Source organism: Mycobacterium sp. IS-3022 (assembly GCF_001500065.1).
Lineage (GTDB): Bacteria > Actinomycetota > Actinomycetes > Mycobacteriales > Mycobacteriaceae > Mycobacterium.
Window position 1 is genome coordinate 377,845 of sequence record NZ_LQIN01000012.1, and the last position, 16,269, is coordinate 394,113.

19 protein-coding genes are annotated in these 16,269 nt (G+C 68.4%); 11 read left to right on the forward strand and 8 right to left on the reverse strand.

All coding sequences use genetic code 11. The features are described 5' to 3' along the window. Positions 1-24 precede the first annotated feature (24 nt). Positions 25-729: a hypothetical protein gene (locus AU188_RS11135; protein WP_286137389.1), complete on the reverse strand. Its 705-nt coding sequence runs from the start codon at positions 727-729 to the stop codon at positions 25-27. Between the two features lie 110 nt (positions 730-839). On the opposite strand from AU188_RS11135, the gene AU188_RS11140 reads away from it, so the two are divergent. The 3 genes from AU188_RS11140 to holA are packed head-to-tail and all read left to right on the forward strand — an operon-like array spanning position 840 to position 4,176. Beyond that, a complete protein-coding gene (locus AU188_RS11140) occupies positions 840-1,661 on the forward strand; it encodes a ComEA family DNA-binding protein (RefSeq protein ID WP_059163735.1) in 822 nt (273 codons plus the stop codon). Positions 1,662-1,666: 5 nt separating this feature from the next. Continuing rightward, positions 1,667-3,220, forward strand: coding sequence for a ComEC/Rec2 family competence protein (locus tag AU188_RS11145; RefSeq protein WP_059163736.1), 1,554 nt, complete (start codon positions 1,667-1,669; stop codon positions 3,218-3,220). Between the two features lie 14 nt (positions 3,221-3,234). Beyond that, on the forward strand, positions 3,235-4,176 hold the full coding sequence (gene holA, locus AU188_RS11150) for a DNA polymerase III subunit delta (protein ID WP_172799464.1): 942 nt from the start codon (positions 3,235-3,237) through the stop codon (positions 4,174-4,176). Between the two features lie 82 nt (positions 4,177-4,258). On the opposite strand, the gene rpsT is transcribed toward holA, so the two are convergent. Beyond that, positions 4,259-4,519 carry a 30S ribosomal protein S20 gene (rpsT, locus tag AU188_RS11155; protein ID WP_059163738.1) on the reverse strand — a complete coding sequence of 87 codons (261 nt, stop codon included), beginning with the start codon at positions 4,517-4,519 and terminating at the stop codon, positions 4,259-4,261. Between the two features lie 150 nt (positions 4,520-4,669). Further along, positions 4,670-5,530, reverse strand: a complete 861-nt coding sequence (locus AU188_RS11160) for a ribonuclease Z (protein WP_059163854.1) — start codon at positions 5,528-5,530, stop codon at positions 4,670-4,672. A gap of 162 nt (positions 5,531-5,692) precedes the next feature. On the opposite strand from AU188_RS11160, the gene AU188_RS11165 reads away from it, so the two are divergent. Further along, positions 5,693-6,121 (forward strand): CBS domain-containing protein, encoded by a 429-nt coding sequence (locus AU188_RS11165; protein ID WP_059102414.1) that lies wholly within the window; start codon positions 5,693-5,695, stop codon positions 6,119-6,121. After that, positions 6,114-6,719 carry a GNAT family N-acetyltransferase gene (locus AU188_RS11170; protein ID WP_059163739.1) on the forward strand — a complete coding sequence of 202 codons (606 nt, stop codon included), beginning with the start codon at positions 6,114-6,116 and terminating at the stop codon, positions 6,717-6,719. Before AU188_RS11165 ends, AU188_RS11170 begins: the two co-directional genes overlap by 8 nt. A gap of 82 nt (positions 6,720-6,801) precedes the next feature. Here the strand turns inward: AU188_RS11170 and AU188_RS11175 are convergent, their stop codons facing one another. Beyond that, the gene (locus tag AU188_RS11175) at positions 6,802-7,392 is read right to left on the reverse strand and encodes a type II toxin-antitoxin system PemK/MazF family toxin (protein ID WP_059163740.1); all 591 of its coding nucleotides are present in this window, start codon (positions 7,390-7,392) and stop codon (positions 6,802-6,804) included. Between the two features lie 33 nt (positions 7,393-7,425). On the opposite strand from AU188_RS11175, the gene lepA reads away from it, so the two are divergent. From lepA to AU188_RS11190, 3 genes are all read left to right on the forward strand, one after another. Beyond that, positions 7,426-9,336, forward strand: coding sequence for a translation elongation factor 4 (gene lepA, locus AU188_RS11180; protein ID WP_059163741.1), 1,911 nt, complete (start codon positions 7,426-7,428; stop codon positions 9,334-9,336). A 5-nt stretch (positions 9,337-9,341) separates the two neighbouring features. Beyond that, entirely contained in the window at positions 9,342-10,055 is a 714-nt protein-coding gene (locus tag AU188_RS11185) for a sensor domain-containing protein (protein ID WP_059163742.1), read from the forward strand. A gap of 107 nt (positions 10,056-10,162) precedes the next feature. Then, positions 10,163-10,825, forward strand: coding sequence for a sensor domain-containing protein (locus tag AU188_RS11190; protein WP_059163855.1), 663 nt, complete (start codon positions 10,163-10,165; stop codon positions 10,823-10,825). A 12-nt stretch (positions 10,826-10,837) separates the two neighbouring features. Here AU188_RS11190 and AU188_RS11195 read toward each other — a convergent pair whose 3' ends face one another. Continuing rightward, positions 10,838-11,086, reverse strand: coding sequence for a hypothetical protein (locus AU188_RS11195; protein ID WP_156426634.1), 249 nt, complete (start codon positions 11,084-11,086; stop codon positions 10,838-10,840). Between the two features lie 119 nt (positions 11,087-11,205). Here AU188_RS11195 and AU188_RS11200 point away from each other — a divergent pair, with 119 nt between their 5' ends. Further along, complete coding sequence (locus AU188_RS11200) at positions 11,206-11,712, forward strand: ArsI/CadI family heavy metal resistance metalloenzyme (RefSeq protein WP_502687607.1); 507 nt, start codon at positions 11,206-11,208, stop codon at positions 11,710-11,712. Positions 11,713-11,736: 24 nt separating this feature from the next. Here the strand turns inward: AU188_RS11200 and AU188_RS11205 are convergent, their stop codons facing one another. The 3 genes from AU188_RS11205 to AU188_RS11215 form a co-directional block, all read right to left on the reverse strand. Then, on the reverse strand, positions 11,737-12,348 hold the full coding sequence (locus tag AU188_RS11205) for a sigma-70 family RNA polymerase sigma factor (protein ID WP_059163857.1): 612 nt from the start codon (positions 12,346-12,348) through the stop codon (positions 11,737-11,739). 87 nt (positions 12,349-12,435) lie between these two features. Continuing rightward, on the reverse strand, positions 12,436-14,472 hold the full coding sequence (locus tag AU188_RS11210; RefSeq protein ID WP_059163744.1) for a glycoside hydrolase family 15 protein: 2,037 nt from the start codon (positions 14,470-14,472) through the stop codon (positions 12,436-12,438). Between the two features lie 70 nt (positions 14,473-14,542). Continuing rightward, a complete protein-coding gene (locus AU188_RS11215; protein ID WP_059163745.1) occupies positions 14,543-15,784 on the reverse strand; it encodes an FAD-dependent oxidoreductase in 1,242 nt (413 codons plus the stop codon). 32 nt (positions 15,785-15,816) lie between these two features. Here AU188_RS11215 and AU188_RS11220 point away from each other — a divergent pair, with 32 nt between their 5' ends. Continuing rightward, positions 15,817-16,014 carry a hypothetical protein gene (locus AU188_RS11220; protein WP_059102425.1) on the forward strand — a complete coding sequence of 66 codons (198 nt, stop codon included), beginning with the start codon at positions 15,817-15,819 and terminating at the stop codon, positions 16,012-16,014. A gap of 140 nt (positions 16,015-16,154) precedes the next feature. Further along, entirely contained in the window at positions 16,155-16,247 is a 93-nt protein-coding gene (locus AU188_RS25970; RefSeq protein WP_353612117.1) for an Ms4533A family Cys-rich leader peptide, read from the forward strand. Positions 16,248-16,269 lie beyond the last annotated feature (22 nt).

Below are 16,269 nucleotides of genomic sequence, written 5' to 3' on the forward strand. Positions count from 1 at the left end.
AGTGGCTACGTCCGGTTCGGCCGACTATTCCGGGTCCGGTTCGGTGTTCTCGACCGCATCAGGCTCGGCCGATTCGTCGGCTCGCTCGGCGAGCGCCTCGGTTTCGGCGGGCAGGGACAGCGCCACGCCGAGCGCCAGGAAGAACAGGATGAACAGCGGCCCGCCGAGGTAGAGGTTCATCGGTCCGCCCGGCGAGATGAAGCTTCCCGGCGGTCCGATGATCGTGATCGTCTCGATGAGCTGCTCGACGGCGAAGGCGGCGGCGCCGATTCCAAGCCACCGTGGAAAACGACCTTCGTTGGCCGCCAACAAAATCGGTGCGGCAACCATGATGTCGGCCACGGTGAGCATGGGTCCCCACATCGTGACGATGTCGGTGATCGTCCGCGCGGTCCCGGAGCCCAGCTCGCCGGGATGCAAGGCCAACCCGGAGGTGAACCAGGTGGCGATGCTGATCTGCACGAGAATCACGGCGGAGCCGATCGTGAACATGAAGGCATACGGCCCCGCCAACCGGTCGCGCGCGTGGCCGAGGACCACCACCAGTGCCAGCGAGCCGAACGCCACCAACAGCGCCTGAGTGCGCATCGCACCGGAGTTCTGCTGGATGTGGGTGACGATGTCGAGGCCCGGCTTGTCGATGCCCGGGAGCGCCGGAACCATCAGCAGCGCAACGGTATACAGAACGGCGAACGCGATGGCCGCGACCATCGGGACTCGACGATCCACAGCAACACTGTAGACCGCCGTTATCCCCAACGCTCATTTCATCCACAGGGCGCGTCGTCGACCGTCACCGACGGGCCTTGCGGGCGGCGTGCGCGCCTATCTTCGGCACCATGCGAACCGAACTGGCCGCCGAGCGCCTGCAGCGCCGGCTGGGCGCAGAAGTAGAGGCCGACACCGACGTCGAGGAGCGCCAACCGGACACGTCGCTGACCCGCTGGCTGCCGGAAACCACCGGAAACGGTGCAGCGGGTTGGATCGCTGCGGTGCGCGCCGATCCCGGTCGCGCCGGTGTCCTTGCGCTCGCCGGGGTAGGGGTCGTCGCGGTGCTGATCACGGTGTTCGTGCTGGTGCGTGACGACACTCCGGCGGTGACAGCGGCCAAACTCCCGCCCGTGCAGATGGTTTCATCGGCGAGCCCGACTGCGGATGCGGCGAGCTCGACGTCGGATGAGCCCGTGGTCGTCAGTGTCGTGGGCCTGGTGCACAAGCCGGGATTGGTCACGCTCGAGGCGGGCGCCCGGATCGCCGACGCGCTCGCCGCGGCGGGCGGGCCGCTGGAGGGCGCAGACATGGTGGGACTCAACATGGCCAGACGGGTCACCGACGGCGAGCAGATCGTCGTCGGTATCGCGGCGCCACCGGGCGAGCCGGCCGCCATGGGAAGCGCGGTCAGTCTGGATGCGGCGGCGACCGCATCGGCGGACGCACCGTCGCCCGGGACCGGCGACAAACCGCCGGGCGAAAAGGTGAACCTGAACACCGCGACCGTCGAACAACTCGACACGCTGCCCGGCATCGGTCCGGTGACCGCCGCCGCGATCGTGGCGTGGCGCGACGCGAATGGCCGGTTCACCAGCGTCGATCAGCTCGGTGACGTGGACGGTATCGGACCGGCGCGGCTGGACAAGCTACGCAACCTCGTCCATGTCTGACGACGGTGGCGGAGGCCGTTGCGACCACGCTCGATCTACGGCTCGTACCGGCGGCGCTCACCAGCTGGGCGGTGACCGGCGCCGGGATCGTCTGGCACGTCGACGGGGCGGTTGCCGCCGCTGTCGGGGCGGTGGCGACGACTGCGGCGCTGGGATGGTGGGGTGGGCGTGGTAGCCGCCGAGCGCAGGCCGACGGAACGGCCGCCGGCGCGGGTGTCGTCGCGGTTGCAGTGGTGGCCGCCGCGTTCGCGATCGCGATCGGTTTGCAGGTCGGACAGCTGCGCGACCACCCGGTCGCGCAGCGCTACGGCACGGCCGCCGCCGTCGTCGTCACGCCGACGGAGAGCCCGCGAGCGCTCGGCGGCAACCGGACGGTGTTCCGCGGCTCGCTGCTGAGGTTGGACGGTCGCGAAATGTCGGGCCGGGTGGTGGTATTCGCGTCGACCTCCGGCGTCGCCGACCTGACGGCCGGCACACCCGTGGCATTCCGGGCCCGAATCGGCCGGCCGACCCGGCGCGACCTCAGCGTGGCGGTGCTGTCGGCGACCGGTGAGCCCACCTACGGCGAGGCGGCCGCCGTCCACCGTGCCGCCCACGAAATCCGCGCAACATTCGCTGACGCGGCACGGCGGTCACTGCCTCCTGACCAGGCCACGATGCTGCCCGCGCTGGTGCTCGGCGACACCTCGGGGGTGCCGAAACAGACGACGGCCGACTTCCGCGCCGCCGGCCTGACGCATCTGACCGCGGTCTCCGGCGCCAACGTGACGATCGTGTGCGGGGCGGTGCTGTTGACGGCTGGACTGGTCGGCCCGCGGGCGGCAGTCGGTTTCGCCGCGGTCGCGTTGCTCGCGTTCGTCGTCGTCGTGCAGCCGACGGCGAGTGTGCTGCGCGCCGCCGTGATGGGCGCGATCACCTTGTTGGCGGTGCTGACCCATCGGCGCCGGCAGGCGATTCCGGCGTTGTCGGCCAGCGTGTTGGTGTTGTTGATCGCATCCCCCGAACTGGCGGTCGACGTCGGTTTCGCGTTGTCGGTGTCGGCGACCGCGGCCCTCGTCGTACTCGCGCCGGTGTGGTCGCGGCGACTCGTCGACCGCGGCTGGCCCAAGCCGGCCGCCGACGCGGTCAGCGTGGCCACCGCCGCGCAACTGGTCACCGCTCCGCTCGTCGCCGGGATGGCGGGCACGTTCAGCATCGTGTCGGTCGCCGCCAATGTCGCCGTCGCGCCGGTGATTCCGCCGATCACCGTTGTCGGCACCGCCGCGGCCGCACTGGGCCGCGTCTGGCCCGCCGGTGCCGACCTGCTGATTCGCTTCACCGGTCCGGAACTGTGGTGGCTGCTGCACGTCGCCCGCTGGGCGGCCGGCGTTCCCGGATCCTCGGTGCCGGTGCCGTCGGGGCTGCCGGGGGTGGTACTGTGCGCCGCCGCGGGTTTCGCGGCGGTGGTGGCCTGGCGCTCGCGGTGGGTGCGCGCCGGCGCGAGCGTCGCTGCGGTGTGCCTGCTGGCGTGGACGGTGGCGGGGCTGCTGTCGGGCGGCCGTGACACGATCGTGGGGTGAGCGAAGCGTCGCGATTGCATCTGGTGCTCGGAGACGAGGAGTTGCTGGTCGAACGCGCGGTCGCGGCGGTTCTGCGGGACGCGCGCAAGCAGGCAGGCAGTCACGACATCCCGGTTGACCGGCTGCGTGCCGGCGACGTCAGCACAAGCGAACTCGCCGAACTGCTGAGCCCGTCGTTGTTCGCCGACGAGCGGGTCGTGGTTCTGGAGTCGGCGGCGGAGGCGGGCAAAGACGCGGTCGCGCTGATCTCCGACGCCGCAGCCGATCTACCGCCCGGCACCGTGCTCGTCGTCGTGCACTCCGGTGGCGGGCGCGCCAAGGTGCTCGCCGATCAACTCAAGAAGCTGGGCGCGCAGGTGCATCCCTGCGCGCGGATCGCCAAGGCCGCCGAGCGCGCCGACTTCGTCCGGCGTGAGTTCCGTGCCCTGAAGGTCAAGGTCGGCGACGACACGGTCACCGCAGTGCTCGACGCGATCGGCTCAGACATCCGGGAGCTGGCGGCGGCGTGTTCGCAGTTGGTCACCGACACCGGCGGCGTGGTCGACGCGGCGGCGGTGCGCCGCTACCACTCGGGCAAGGCGGAGGTAAAGGGGTTCGACATCGCCGACAAGGCCGTCATCGGCGACGTCGCGGGAGCCGCCGAAGCGCTGCGGTGGGCGATGATGCGCGGCGAACCGCATGTCGTGCTGGCCGATGCGCTGGCCGAAGCCGTGCACACCATCGCCCGGGTGCGGCCGTTGTCGGGTGACCCCTACCGGCTGGCCTCAGAGTTGGGCATGCCGCCGTGGCGGGTGCAGAAGGCGCAGAAGCAGGCGCGGCGGTGGTCGAACACCTCGGTCGCCGAGGCGATGCGGTTGGTGGCCGCGCTCAATGCGGATGTCAAGGGCGCAGCGGCCGACCCGGAATTCGCGTTGGAGGCAACCGTCAGGAGGGTCGCCGAACTCGTCGCGGACTGAGCGGGTTGATTGCGTCGAGTGCACGCCTCACGTACCGAGCCTCGCGATTCGCGTACCCCAGGCGTGCACTCGGCGATAAAGGTCAGAGCTTGTTGAACGCCGAGGCCAGAGCCGATTTGCGGTTCGCGGCCTGGTTCTTGTGGATGACGCCCTTGCTGGCGGCCTTGTCGAGCTGGCGGCTGGTCGACGCCAGCAGTTCGCGAGCCTTGTCCTTGTCGCCGGCCTCCACGGCCTCCCGGAATCCGCGGACCGCCGTGTGAAGCGACGACTTGACCGACTTGTTGCGCAGCCTGCGGCGCTCGTTGGTCTTGATCCGCTTTTCCTGCGACTTGATGTTGGCCACGCGTGTAGTCCTTCGTAAATCCCGTTGGAGTTTCCCAAAGTCTGGTAGGCGCCCGGCGCGCGGGCAGCGAGGGTTCAGGTTACCAGCGTAAAGGGCAAATGCCCAAAGCGAGCCCGCCGGCCGTCGCCCTGAGCGGGCCGGCGGTCGCCCTCAGCCGGCCGGCTTCGCGCCGACTCCGGGATGTACTTCGACGCGATGCAGGTCGTCGCCGACTTCGATCTGCCGGTCGAACACCGACGCGGCCAGCGCGCGCCAATCGTCTTCCTGTCCGGCCTCGATGGCCGGCACGTAGTGCGTCAGGATGAGGATGCCGACCCCCGCGCGCGCCGCGGTCGTCGCCGCCTCCTCGACCGAGGAGTGGTAATCGCAGATGTCGCGGATGCGCTGCATGGGCATCTTGTCGACCACGTCCTTGCGAATGACGGTGTGCACCAACGCCCCCGCGCCGGCCGCCAGCTCGTCGAGGCTCTCGCACGGCACCGTGTCGCCGGCCAGGACAACCGACGCGTCGGCGTGCTCGACACGAAAGCCGATCGTCGGTGCGACGGGCCGGTGGTCGGTCGGCGCGACCCGGATCGTCACCCCGTCGCTGTTCCACACTTCACCGTCGGTGTACTCGTGTACCTGCACCGGAGGCGGCGACGTCAGATCGGCGTGGTGGGCGATGCGGTATCCGATGTCGAAGCCGAACGCCTTGAGCGTGGCGTCGACCACCTCGGCGGTGCCCGGGGGCCCGATGATCTGCAGCGGGGCCGGATCGGGTGTGAAGGTGGACACCCAACGGGTGATGATCACGTCGCCCAGATCCGCGATGTGGTCGCTGTGCAGGTGGGTCAACAGCAGCGCCGACAACCCGTTGGCGGCGGCGCCCGCGGCGGTCAGGCGTTGTTGTACGCCGCGTCCGCAGTCGACCAGAAACGTCTGCCCGCCCGCACGCACCAGCGTCGACGGGCCGGCCCGTCGGGCGTCGGGGATGGGGCTTCCGGTGCCGAGCAGCGTCACCTCGATCATGGCCCACATATACCTGACGGACGCGTCGAAAACTCGCCATTGACGGCCCGCCGCCGCGCAGAGCAGCGTTGCGCAGGCGTGACCCGCTTGCAACCGTGCAAACCCTTCCGCGGCGACCCGCGCGCACCTAGCCTGTGAGGTACATCACGAGCGGAGGCAAGGATGCGGATCGCGGACGTGTTGCGGAGCAAGGGCGCCGCGGTGGCCACGATTACCCCGGAGACTTCGGTTGCGGGGTTGCTCACCGAGTTGGCCGTGCACAACATCGGCGCGATGGTGGTGGTGTCGCCCGACGGTGTGGTGGGCATCGTCTCCGAGCGCGACGTCGTGCGCGCACTGCACGCGCACGGCGCCGACCTGCTGCGACGGCCGGTGTCGGAGATCATGACCAGCTTCGTGGCGACCTGCGCACCGGACGATTCGGTCGACAGCCTGAGCGCGTTGATGACGACGAACAGGGTCCGGCACGTGCCCGTCATGGAGAACGGCCGGCTGGCGGGCATCGTCAGCATCGGCGATGTGGTCAAGACGCGGATGGAAGAGCTCGAAACGCAGCAGGAGCAGTTGCAGGCCTACATCACCCGTGGCTGACGTCGAGGTTGCGCCCGCCCGGCGGCGCGATGTCCGCACGCTGTCGGAGGTCCTGGGCCGCGCGTTCTACCAGGATCCGGTGATGATGTGGATGCTGCCTGACGACGCCGCACGGGCTCGCGGCCTCGCGCGGATGTTCGCGACCATGACCCGACATCACTTCCTGCGAACCGACGCCGTCGAGGTGGCCGGTGGCCGACGGATCGGCGCCGCGGCGCTGTGGGCTCCGCCGGGGCAGTGGAAGCAGGGGCGCCTCGAGGAGCTGTTGATGATGCCCGGCTTCATCCGGGCGTTCGGCTCGCGGGTCAGACGCGGTCAGCAGGTATCCGAGCTGATGAAGAAACATCATCCGGAGGAGCCGCACTGGTATCTCGCGGTGATCGGCAGCGATCCGACCGTCCGCGGCACCGGCTTCGGCCAGGCCCTGATGCGCTCGCGACTCGATCGATGCGACGCCGAGTACGCGCCGGCCTATCTCGAGTCCAGCAACCCCGACAACATCCCGTACTACCAGCGCTTCGGGTTCGACGTCACCGGCGAGATCAAGTTGCCCGACGGCGGGCCCAGCATGTGGTCGATGTGGCGGGAGCCGCGGTAGTACATCGGCCGTGAGCGACCGCGAAATGTACGCGCGCAACGGCGTGTCGGCGTACAGACACGGCCGCTCGCCGTACCGAGACCTAGCTCCAGGAGTATTCGGCGCGAAGACGGGTCGCGACCGCTTCGAACCTCTCGCGGGTGAGGATCGCGCCTTCGCGGCGGATGCCGGCCTCGGGCACGTCGAGCACCCGGTCCAGCCGCACCCAGCTCTGCCGACCCTCGTAGTCCCAGGTGCCGCTGCCGATGCCGACCCAGTTCGGATCCTGGCGATGGTGGTCCTGGCTGGACAGCATCAGGCCGAGCAACGTCGAGCGGTCCCGCCCGACGACCAGCACGGGACGGTCCTTGCCCTGCGTCGGATCGTCCTCGTAGACCACCCACGTCCACACGATCTCGCCGGGGTCGGCGCGGCCGTCCAGGTTGGGCGCGTACACGACCTTGCGGGCGCGGTGTGCGGTCGGCACGAAGTTGCGGCTGACCGGCCGTCCCGCGGTGATCGCCGGGGCCTCCTCTTTCGAGGTGCCGGCGATCGCGTCCAGGCCGATCTTGATGCCCTGCTGGATACCGCGCTGCACGGTGTCGGACTGGCCGATCTGACGGATGAACTTCGGCGCCTCGTTGAACACCAAATTCTCCGCGAACTTCTGGAATGTTCTCCACGGCGGAGCCATGACCCGAGCATAAGCGAGGGTCCGCCCGCACGATTGTGTGCTCAGGCCGTGCCCTCGATACGCTGTTGGCACCCCCAGGACCGTCCTACCAGGAGATTTCCAATCAGCAATTTCGCCGATCAGACGTTCACGGCGCCGGCGCAGATCCGGAACTTCTGCATCATCGCCCATATCGATCACGGCAAGTCGACGCTGGCCGATCGGATGCTGCAACTCACCGGTGTCGTCGCCGATCGGGACATGCGCGCGCAATACCTCGACCGGATGGACATCGAGCGCGAACGCGGCATCACGATCAAGGCGCAGAACGTCCGGCTGCCGTGGCGCATCGGGGACGACGAATACGTGCTGCACCTGATCGACACCCCCGGCCACGTCGACTTCACCTACGAGGTCTCGCGGGCGCTGGAGGCCTGCGAAGGCGCAGTGCTGCTCGTCGACGCCGCCCAGGGCATCGAGGCGCAGACGCTGGCGAACCTGTACCTGGCACTGGATCGCGACCTGCAGATCATCCCGGTGCTCAACAAGATCGACCTGCCCGCGGCCGACCCGGACCGCTACGCCGCCGAACTCGCCCACATCATCGGTTGTGAGCCCACCGACGTGCTGCGGGTCTCGGGCAAGACCGGTGCCGGGGTGGCCGACCTGCTCGACCACGTCGTTCGGGAGGTGCCGCCGCCGACCGGTGAGGCCGACGCGCCCGCCCGCGCCATGATCTTCGACTCCGTGTACGACACCTACCGCGGTGTGGTCACCTACGTGCGCGTCGTCGACGGCAAGATCGTCCCGCGCGAGCGCATCAAGATGATGTCCACCGGAGCCACCCACGAACTGCTCGAGGTCGGCATCGTCTCGCCGGAACCGAAAGCCTCGGCGGGCCTGGGTGTTGGGGAGGTCGGCTACCTCATCACCGGTGTGAAGGACGTGCGGCAGTCCAAGGTCGGTGACACCGTGACGACGGCGCGCCACGGCGCGGCCGAACCGCTCACCGGATACCGCGAGCCGCGGCCGATGGTGTACTCGGGGCTGTATCCCGTTGACGGCTCGGATTATCCGGTGCTGCGTGATGCGCTGGACAAGCTGCAACTCAACGACGCCGCGCTGACCTACGAACCGGAGACGTCGGTGGCGCTCGGGTTCGGCTTCCGCAGCGGCTTTCTCGGCCTGCTGCACATGGAGATCACCCGCGAGCGCCTCGAGCGCGAGTTCAACCTCGACCTGATCTCGACGTCGCCGAACGTCGTGTATCGCGTTGTGCAAGAAGATGGTTCGGAAGTAGTCGTCACCAATCCGTCGGACTGGCCGGACGGCAAGATCCGCACGGTCTACGAGCCGGTGGTCAAGACGACGATCATCGCGCCGAGCGAGTTCATCGGCACGATCATGGAGTTGTGCCAGTCGCGGCGAGGTGAACTCGGCGGCATGGACTACCTGTCGCCGGAGCGGGTGGAGTTGCGCTACACGATGCCGTTGGGCGAGATCATCTTCGACTTCTTCGACGCGTTGAAGTCGCGCACCCGCGGCTACGCCAGCCTCGATTACGAGGAGGCCGGCGAGCAGGAGGCCGAACTCGTCAAGGTCGACATCCTGCTGCAGGGCGAGCCGGTCGACGCGTTCAGTGCGATCGTCCACAAGGAGTCGGCGTACGCCTACGGCAACAAGATGACCACCAAGCTCAAGGAGCTGATCCCGCGTCAGCAGTTCGAGGTTCCGGTGCAGGCGGCGATCGGATCGAAGATCATCGCTCGCGAAAACATCCGCGCGATCCGCAAAGACGTGCTATCGAAGTGTTACGGCGGCGACATCACGCGCAAGCGCAAGCTGCTGGAGAAGCAGAAGGAAGGCAAGAAGCGGATGAAGACCATCGGCCGGGTCGAGGTGCCACAGGAGGCGTTCGTCGCCGCCCTGTCCACCGACTCGTCCGCCGACAAGGCCAAGAAGTAGCGGCGATGCGCAGGGCGGCGATGGCGGCGGCGCTGGGCGCGATCGCGATACTCGCCGGCTGTTCGGCGCCGCCGGCCAAGGCGCCGGTCGTGCACATAGCCGAGGCCGCCAAGCCATCCCCGCACCGGGCGCTGGACCGGGTGCTGCCGACCGCCGAGGAACTGGCCACCACGCTGGGCGCCAGCGGCTTCATGGGCCAACTGGTCACCGGCGGCGCCGACATGCTGTTGCAGGGTGTGCGGGAGGCCGAGGCGACCCCGGTCGACTGTGTGAGCACCGGGTATCGGTTGGAGAAGGTGGTGTACCAGGCCAGCCCGGTGCGTTCGGTGGCCAGCCGGTCTTGGGCCGGCGGCGACGTCAACGGCCCGACCGCCACCGGTTTCTTCGGGGTGGTCGAGTTCGGCGATGCCGGTGCCGCGCAAGCCTTCTTCGCCGCTTCGGCCGACAAGTGGCACGGCTGCAACGGGCGGACGCTGGTGCTGCAACAGCCCGAGCGTGGTTCGCAGGCCACCAGCCGGATCACCGAAGTGGGCATCGACAACCGGATCGTGTCGGCGGTGGTGATGCAGGACGCCGGGTCGACGATTCAGCGCGCTCTCGGCGTCGCCGGCGACTGCATCGTGGACGTGGAAATCACCGACGTGGCCGGACCCAGCGCCACCGGCGCCCGGGATGCCGCCGCGGTCGCGGCCTTGATGCTCCAGAAAATCGGTGTCTAGGGACGCCTCGCGACCGAATTGACGGCCGCGCCACGAAGGTGCCCTGAGTCGGTCACAATAACGCGGTGACTCGATTCACGGCGACCCGGCTTGGCGCCGCTGTCTTCCTGGTGGCATCCGTCTCGCTGGGCGGCTGTGTGAGCACCGTTTCGGGAACCGCGGTGCGCGGGCAGGACGCCCGCCTCCACGTGCCGCCGCTGGACGAGTCCGACCTCGAGAACGTGTTGCTGTCCATCGGTGAACTGAACGGGATCATGGGCACCACGACGATGAAGGTCACGAGCGAACTCGACGAGATGACCGACCATTCCGAGCAGGTTTCCGACCTCGAGTGCCTGGGCGCCATCTATGGCGCCGAGGATCCGGTGTATGCGGGCAGCGGGTGGACGGACGTACGTGACCAGGTGGCGCGCGAACCCGACGAGGACAACGACCACTGGGTCGAGCAGACCGCGGTGCTCTACCCGTCGGCCGAAAAGGCGCAGCGGTTCTTCGACAAGTCCAGGTCGACATGGGAAGGCTGCGCCGATTCGTCTGTCGCAGTGGAAGATACGGGAACCTCGTACCTGTGGGAGGTGGGTGAGCTGAGCGCCGAGGACAACTTGGTCACTCAGCTCACCACGCAACAGGACGCCGGTGGCTGGGCCTGCCAGCACGCCCTGTCGGTGGTGGCGAACCTGACCGTCGAGGCGTGGGCATGCAGCTACTCGATCGGCGACGAGGCCGCCACCATCGCCACCGACATGGTCGCCAACGCCGCGAAGAGGTAGCCAACCGTAGCTTCAGCAGTTCCGCCGCTGAATGTTCTGAATCGTCTTCTGGTACACCGACTGCCAATATCGCGCATTTCCGTTGTCGCCCTGACGAAAATAGTGGTCGGCGTTGGCTTTGGCGTGGCTGGCCGCATTCTGCAGCGCGGCGCAGCTTCCGTCGCGGGGCCTGGCCTCCGCCACGTCGGCTCCGAAGCCGGCGAGTGCGGTGGACATTGCGACTGCCGCGATCGACTTACCGAGAATTGTACGAATCTCCACGGTGAACTTCCTTCGTGATTGCCCGCAAGGCCGATTGCCCAGCGGTATTCACATCTACTGACGCGTTCCGTCGAGAAAGACGCACGATCACATCGGCCGGTGCGTCCGTAGACACACGCATGCGTCAGAACAGGCGTCAAGTACTTCCCCTGAAAGGACCCACCGTGGCCACCACACGAATCCAGCTCGCGCTGAACGTCGATGACGTTTCGGCGGCGACCGTGTTCTACGAGAAGATGTTTGGCGTACCGCCGCACAAGGTGCGTGATGGCTACGCCAATTTCGTGATCGACGACCCGCCGTTGAAGCTGGTGCTGATCGAAAAACCCGGCGCGGACGAGACCCTCAACCATCTCGGCGTCGAAGCCGACACAGCCGAGCAGGTCACCGCGGCGCAGGAGCGCTTCAGAGCTGTCGGCCTCGAGATCGCCGTCGCCGAGCACGATGTCTGTTGTCACGCAACACAAGACAAGGTGTTCGTCACCGCTCCCGATGTGCCGCTCGGCTGGTGGGAGTTCTACACTGTCACCGACGACAATCCGGCGAACCCCGACGCCGCACCCTCGTCCGTATGCGAGGCCAGCTGCGCGGCAATCGATTCCGTCGAAAGCACCTGCTGCGCCTGAAAGAAGCCGAGTCGGGCTGCGGAGTCAGCGCCCAGCGCATTCGCAGCCCGGTGGCGGCTCGTAGTCCATCGGCATGCCCCGAGCGTCGAGCGTCAGTGCGCAGCACTGCCCGAGCAGCTCCGCGAGCCGTCGGCGCCCGCGCTGCACGCGTGACTTCATCCCCGACAGGGAGACCTCGGCTCGCTGTGCTGCTTCGGCTTGGCTCACCCCGTCGAGGTCGATCATCTCCACCGCCATCCGCTGCTCCACCGGCAGCCCGGCGAGAAGCGGCCGCAGGCAAGCGGACAGCTCGTGAAGCGCGGCGGGCTCGTCGTCGTCGGTGAGCGCGGGGTCGGACCGTTCGGACAAGGTCGACACCGGATGTTCCCGGTTCCGGCCTGCTCGTCGGTACTCGTCGACGATCGCGTTTCGGGCGATCCGCAAGGCCCAGTTCGGCAGCTTCTCCTCGTCGTTGAGCGCGCCCACATTCTGGTGGATGCGAAGCAGAATGTCGGCCAGGAGATCGTCGGCCCGGTTGGGGTCCGCGATCCGCCGGCGCACGAAGGTCTGCAGTTGGGGCAATATGTCGCGCCACATCTGGTCGGTGGGTTGATGTAGCGCCGCCGCAGGCGTGGTCTTGATGCCGTCGATGCTCATGGCCGTCATCCTCTTGGCACCCGCGCGGGCGCCCCACAGTACTGACGACGGTAGCCCTCCAAGGACGCAACAAGTTGCGGATTCGGCTCACATCGGGGCGTTGGCGGGCACGAAAACGCCGGAGCTGTCGGCCTCCTCCTCGGCCCGGATAACGTGCACCACCGCGTTGATCAACGCCAGATGCGTGAACGCCTGCGGGAAATTGCCGAGGTGCCGGCCGGTGCGCGGCTCGATCTCCTCGGCGTACAGGTGCAGCGGGCTGGCGAACGACAGCAGCCGCTCGCACAGGTGCTTGGCGCGGCTCACCTCGCCGATCTCGACCAGCGCCGACACCAACCAGAACGAGCAGATCGTGAAGGTGCCCTCCTCGCCGGACAGCCCGTCGTCGGTCTCCTCGACGCGGTAGCGCAGCACCAGGCCTTCCTCGGTGAGTTCGTCGGCGATCGCCAGCACGGTGGCCCGCACCCGCGGGTCGTCGGGCGGAAGGAACCGGGTCAGCACCGCCAGCAGCAGTGAGGCGTCGAGCGCGTCGTCGCCGTAGCGCTGCGTCAGCACACCGCGGGAGTCGACGCCGTTCTTGAGCACGTCGGCCTTGATCTCCTCGGCGATCGCCCGCCACTGCTGGGCATAGGACTTCTCACCTTGCAGTTCGGCCAGTTTGGAGCCGCGGTCCAGCGCCACCCAGCACATGATCTTGCTCGAGGTGAAGTGCTGCGGCTCGCCACGCACCTCCCAGATCCCGCGGTCCGGCTGCTTCCAATGCTTGATCGCCTCTTCGACCTGCTGCTTGAGCACCGGCCACAGTGTGTCGGAGATCTGCTCGCGCGACTTGGCGTGCAGGTACACCGAATCGAGCATGGTGCCCCAGATGTCGTGCTGCATCTGGTTATAGGCCCCGTTGCCGATGCGCACGGGCCGCGCGCCGTCGTAACCGGACAGGTGGTGCAGCTCCTCCTCGACCAGCGTGCGCTCCCCGCCGACGGCGTACATCACCTGAAGCGGGTGGCGCTCACCGTTGTTCGCGCCGGACACGTCGGCGATGAACGCGAAGAAATCGTCGGCCTCGCGGTCCAGGCCCAGCGTGTAGAGGCCCCACAACGCGAACGTCGAGTCGCGCACCCACGCGTAGCGGTAGTCCCAGTTACGTTCGCCCCGAGGCGTTTCCGGCAAGGATGTGGTGGGAGCCGCCAACAGCGCACCGGTCGGGGAGTAGGTCAACCCCTTGAGCGTCAGCGCGCTGCGCTGCAGGTAGGACCGCCACGGATGGTCGGGGAAGTCGCCGACGTTGATCCACTGCCGCCAAGCCTCGCTGGTCTGCCACATCCGGTCGGCGGCCTCGTCGTAGGTCTGCGGCACCGGATGTTTGGACCAGGACAGCGCGACGTAGACGTTGTCACCCTCCTTCATCCGGGTGCGTGCCCGCGCCTCGTGGCCTTCCAGGCCGAGCCGCAGGTTCGTGGTGAGCCGCAGGGTCGGGTGCGCGTCGGCGTCGCGGGTGGCCCGAGCGATCGCCTCGCCGTAGGCCTGGGCCGAGTACTCCCACGTCGCGGGGACGCGGTGGTAGTCGAACGCCGGCTCGCAGTTCATCACCAACTCGACGGTGCCGCTCACACATCGCACGGTGCGCAGCAGGATGTGCTCGGCGTCCCAGTCCATGGGGGTGCGGCGATGGGTGCGCGACCGTGCCTCCAGGTCGTGCCAGGGGCCCATCACCAGCGCGTCGCGCACGATCAGCCAGCCGGTGTGGGTCTGCCACGTCGTCTCGAGGATCAGGCTGCCGGGCAGATAGCGGCGGGCCGAAGGCACCGACACCCCGTAGGGACCGAGCCGGAAGTGGCCGGCGCCGCGGTCCAGGATCGCGCCGAACACGCTGGGCGAGTCGGGCCGCGGCACGCACAGCCACTCGACGGACCCGGCCGAGGAGATCAGACAGGTGTTCTCGCAGTCGGACAAGAACGCGTAGTCGGCGATCGGCGGAAACGGGTTCCGCAACGCCCCGCCCGGCGCGTAGGGCGTCGGGGCGGTCACCGTCAGCGGGGTGTCCGCCACCACGGCGTGCGCGGGTTTCGCCCCGTTTTCGGTCTCCGTGGACCCGTCCGACGGCCCGGTTTGTTGCAGAACCATGCCGACATCATCGACTGCCGATGTGTCCGGCGTCTACTCATCGGCCGGGTGTGCCGGGCGCCTCGCGCCGTCACCGGCGGGCAAAGGCCGGGATGCGTTCGGGCAGGGGCCCGATCGCGACGCCGTAGGCGGCAACCCTCCGCAGCAACGGCAGCCTGGCGGCGGCGCGCACCAGCAGGGGCGGATCGGCGGGTCCGGTTGCCGTGACGGCGACCGCGATGACGCGCCGGTGGATCAGCTTCTGCACCGACTGGATCAGCGCCGTCGGCAGCCACCGCCGGGCCTGCACCCGCGCCAGATGCCTGGTGGACAGCGTTCCCGAGCGCAACGGGCCGGCCAGGATCCGCCCCGCCGCGACGGCGTCGGCCACCGCGAGGTTGATCCCGACGCCGCCCACCGGCGACATCGCATGGGCAGCGTCGCCGATCAGCAGCAAACCATCGGTGTACCAGCGCGGGAGCCGGTTGAGTTGCACATCGAGCAGTTTCACGTCGTCGAACGATGTCACCGCGCCGACGCGGTCGGCCAGCCACGGCACCAGGGCCACCACACCGCGGTGCAGCGACTCGATGCCCTTTGCGCGTAGCTGCTGGTCGCGGCCCTTGGGGATGACATACGCGCATTGGAAATAGTCGCCGCGGTCGATGACGATCTGGGCGTGCCCCGCACCGAGCACGCCGGCGAGCCCGTGCGGATCGTCGGCGTCGCGGGGCACCCGGAACCACCAGACGTCCATCGGCACGCCGAAGTTCTTCGGCGTGAGACCCATCGCGGTGCGCATCGTCGAAGACCGCCCGTCGCAGGCGACGGTCAGCGCCGCACGCATCTCGCGGATCCCACCGTCGGCACCTCGGTAACGGACGCCGGCAACGACACCGTCCTCGAAGACCGGCCCCAGCACCTCGGTGCTGCGCAGCAGCGTGAAGGACGGCTCCCGTTCGGCGGCCGACGCCAGCAGTTCGAGGAAGTCCCACTGCGGGACCAGCGCAATGTGCTTGTGCGGGCCGGGAATACGTCGCAGGTCCATCGCAAACCGCATGCCTTGCACCGTCATCGCCAACGTGTCGATCTCGCGGTGCGGCACTGCGGCGAACTCGTCGGACAGCCCCAACTCGTCGAGCAGTCGCAGCGTGCTGGCGTGCACCGTGTCACCGCGGAAGTCGCGAAGGAAATCGGCGTGCTTCTCCATCACCGTGACCTCGACGCCGGCGCGGGCGAGCAACAGCCCGAGCATCACGCCCGCCGGGCCGCCGCCGACCACGACACAGGTGGTGTCCCCGGCCCGGCGGGCGGGGCCCCAGTCGGCTGCCACGAGCCCATCTTCGCATCGCCTAGGCTGGCCGTGTGGGTGGCTTCCTCAGTTGGTGGGACGGCGTCGAGCTGTGGCTCTCCGGCCTGCCGTTCGTCGCCCAGACCGCGGTGGTGATGCCGGTGGTGCTCGCGCTGGCCTACGGCGTCGCGGTCGTGCTCGACGGCGCGCTGGGCAACGGGATCAGGTTGGTGCGTCACATTCGCCACGACGATGGCGACGTCGACCGGTGAGCGGCGGGATGCCCCGTTCGCGGGTGACGCTGGTGCTCGTCATCCTGGTGATCCTGGTGCTCGTCATGTGGCTGGTCACCCGGTGACACCTGCGAATCCGTTGCCGGGCAGGTTACGCCAACTCTGTTAGGCTTCGCGCCATGCAAACAGCGTCCGGCAACAAGAGCGGCCATGTGTTGGCCCTCATTGCCGTGGGTTCGAGCGCTGTCGCCGATGTCTGTTGTTGTTGCTGACTCCCTACCCGTCCGCGGTTCG

Bases quoted from the DNA above. Each gene is read 5' to 3' on its own strand.
- AU188_RS11175 (WP_059163740.1), bottom strand. From the start codon at position 7,392: ATGGCTCCGCCGTGGAGAACATTCCAGAAGTTCGCGGAGAATTTGGTG.
- AU188_RS11160 (WP_059163854.1), bottom strand. From the start codon at position 5,530: ATGATCGAGGTGACGCTGCTCGGCACCGGAAGCCCCATCCCCGACGCC.
- AU188_RS11200 (WP_502687607.1), top strand. From the start codon at position 11,206: ATGCGTCAGAACAGGCGTCAAGTACTTCCCCTGAAAGGACCCACCGTG.
- AU188_RS25970 (WP_353612117.1), top strand. From the start codon at position 16,155: ATGCAAACAGCGTCCGGCAACAAGAGCGGCCATGTGTTGGCCCTCATT.
- AU188_RS11140 (WP_059163735.1), top strand. From the start codon at position 840: ATGCGAACCGAACTGGCCGCCGAGCGCCTGCAGCGCCGGCTGGGCGCA.
- AU188_RS11210 (WP_059163744.1), bottom strand. From the start codon at position 14,472: ATGGTTCTGCAACAAACCGGGCCGTCGGACGGGTCCACGGAGACCGAA.
- AU188_RS11185 (WP_059163742.1), top strand. From the start codon at position 9,342: ATGCGCAGGGCGGCGATGGCGGCGGCGCTGGGCGCGATCGCGATACTC.
- AU188_RS11165 (WP_059102414.1), top strand. From the start codon at position 5,693: ATGCGGATCGCGGACGTGTTGCGGAGCAAGGGCGCCGCGGTGGCCACG.
- AU188_RS11205 (WP_059163857.1), bottom strand. From the start codon at position 12,348: ATGAGCATCGACGGCATCAAGACCACGCCTGCGGCGGCGCTACATCAA.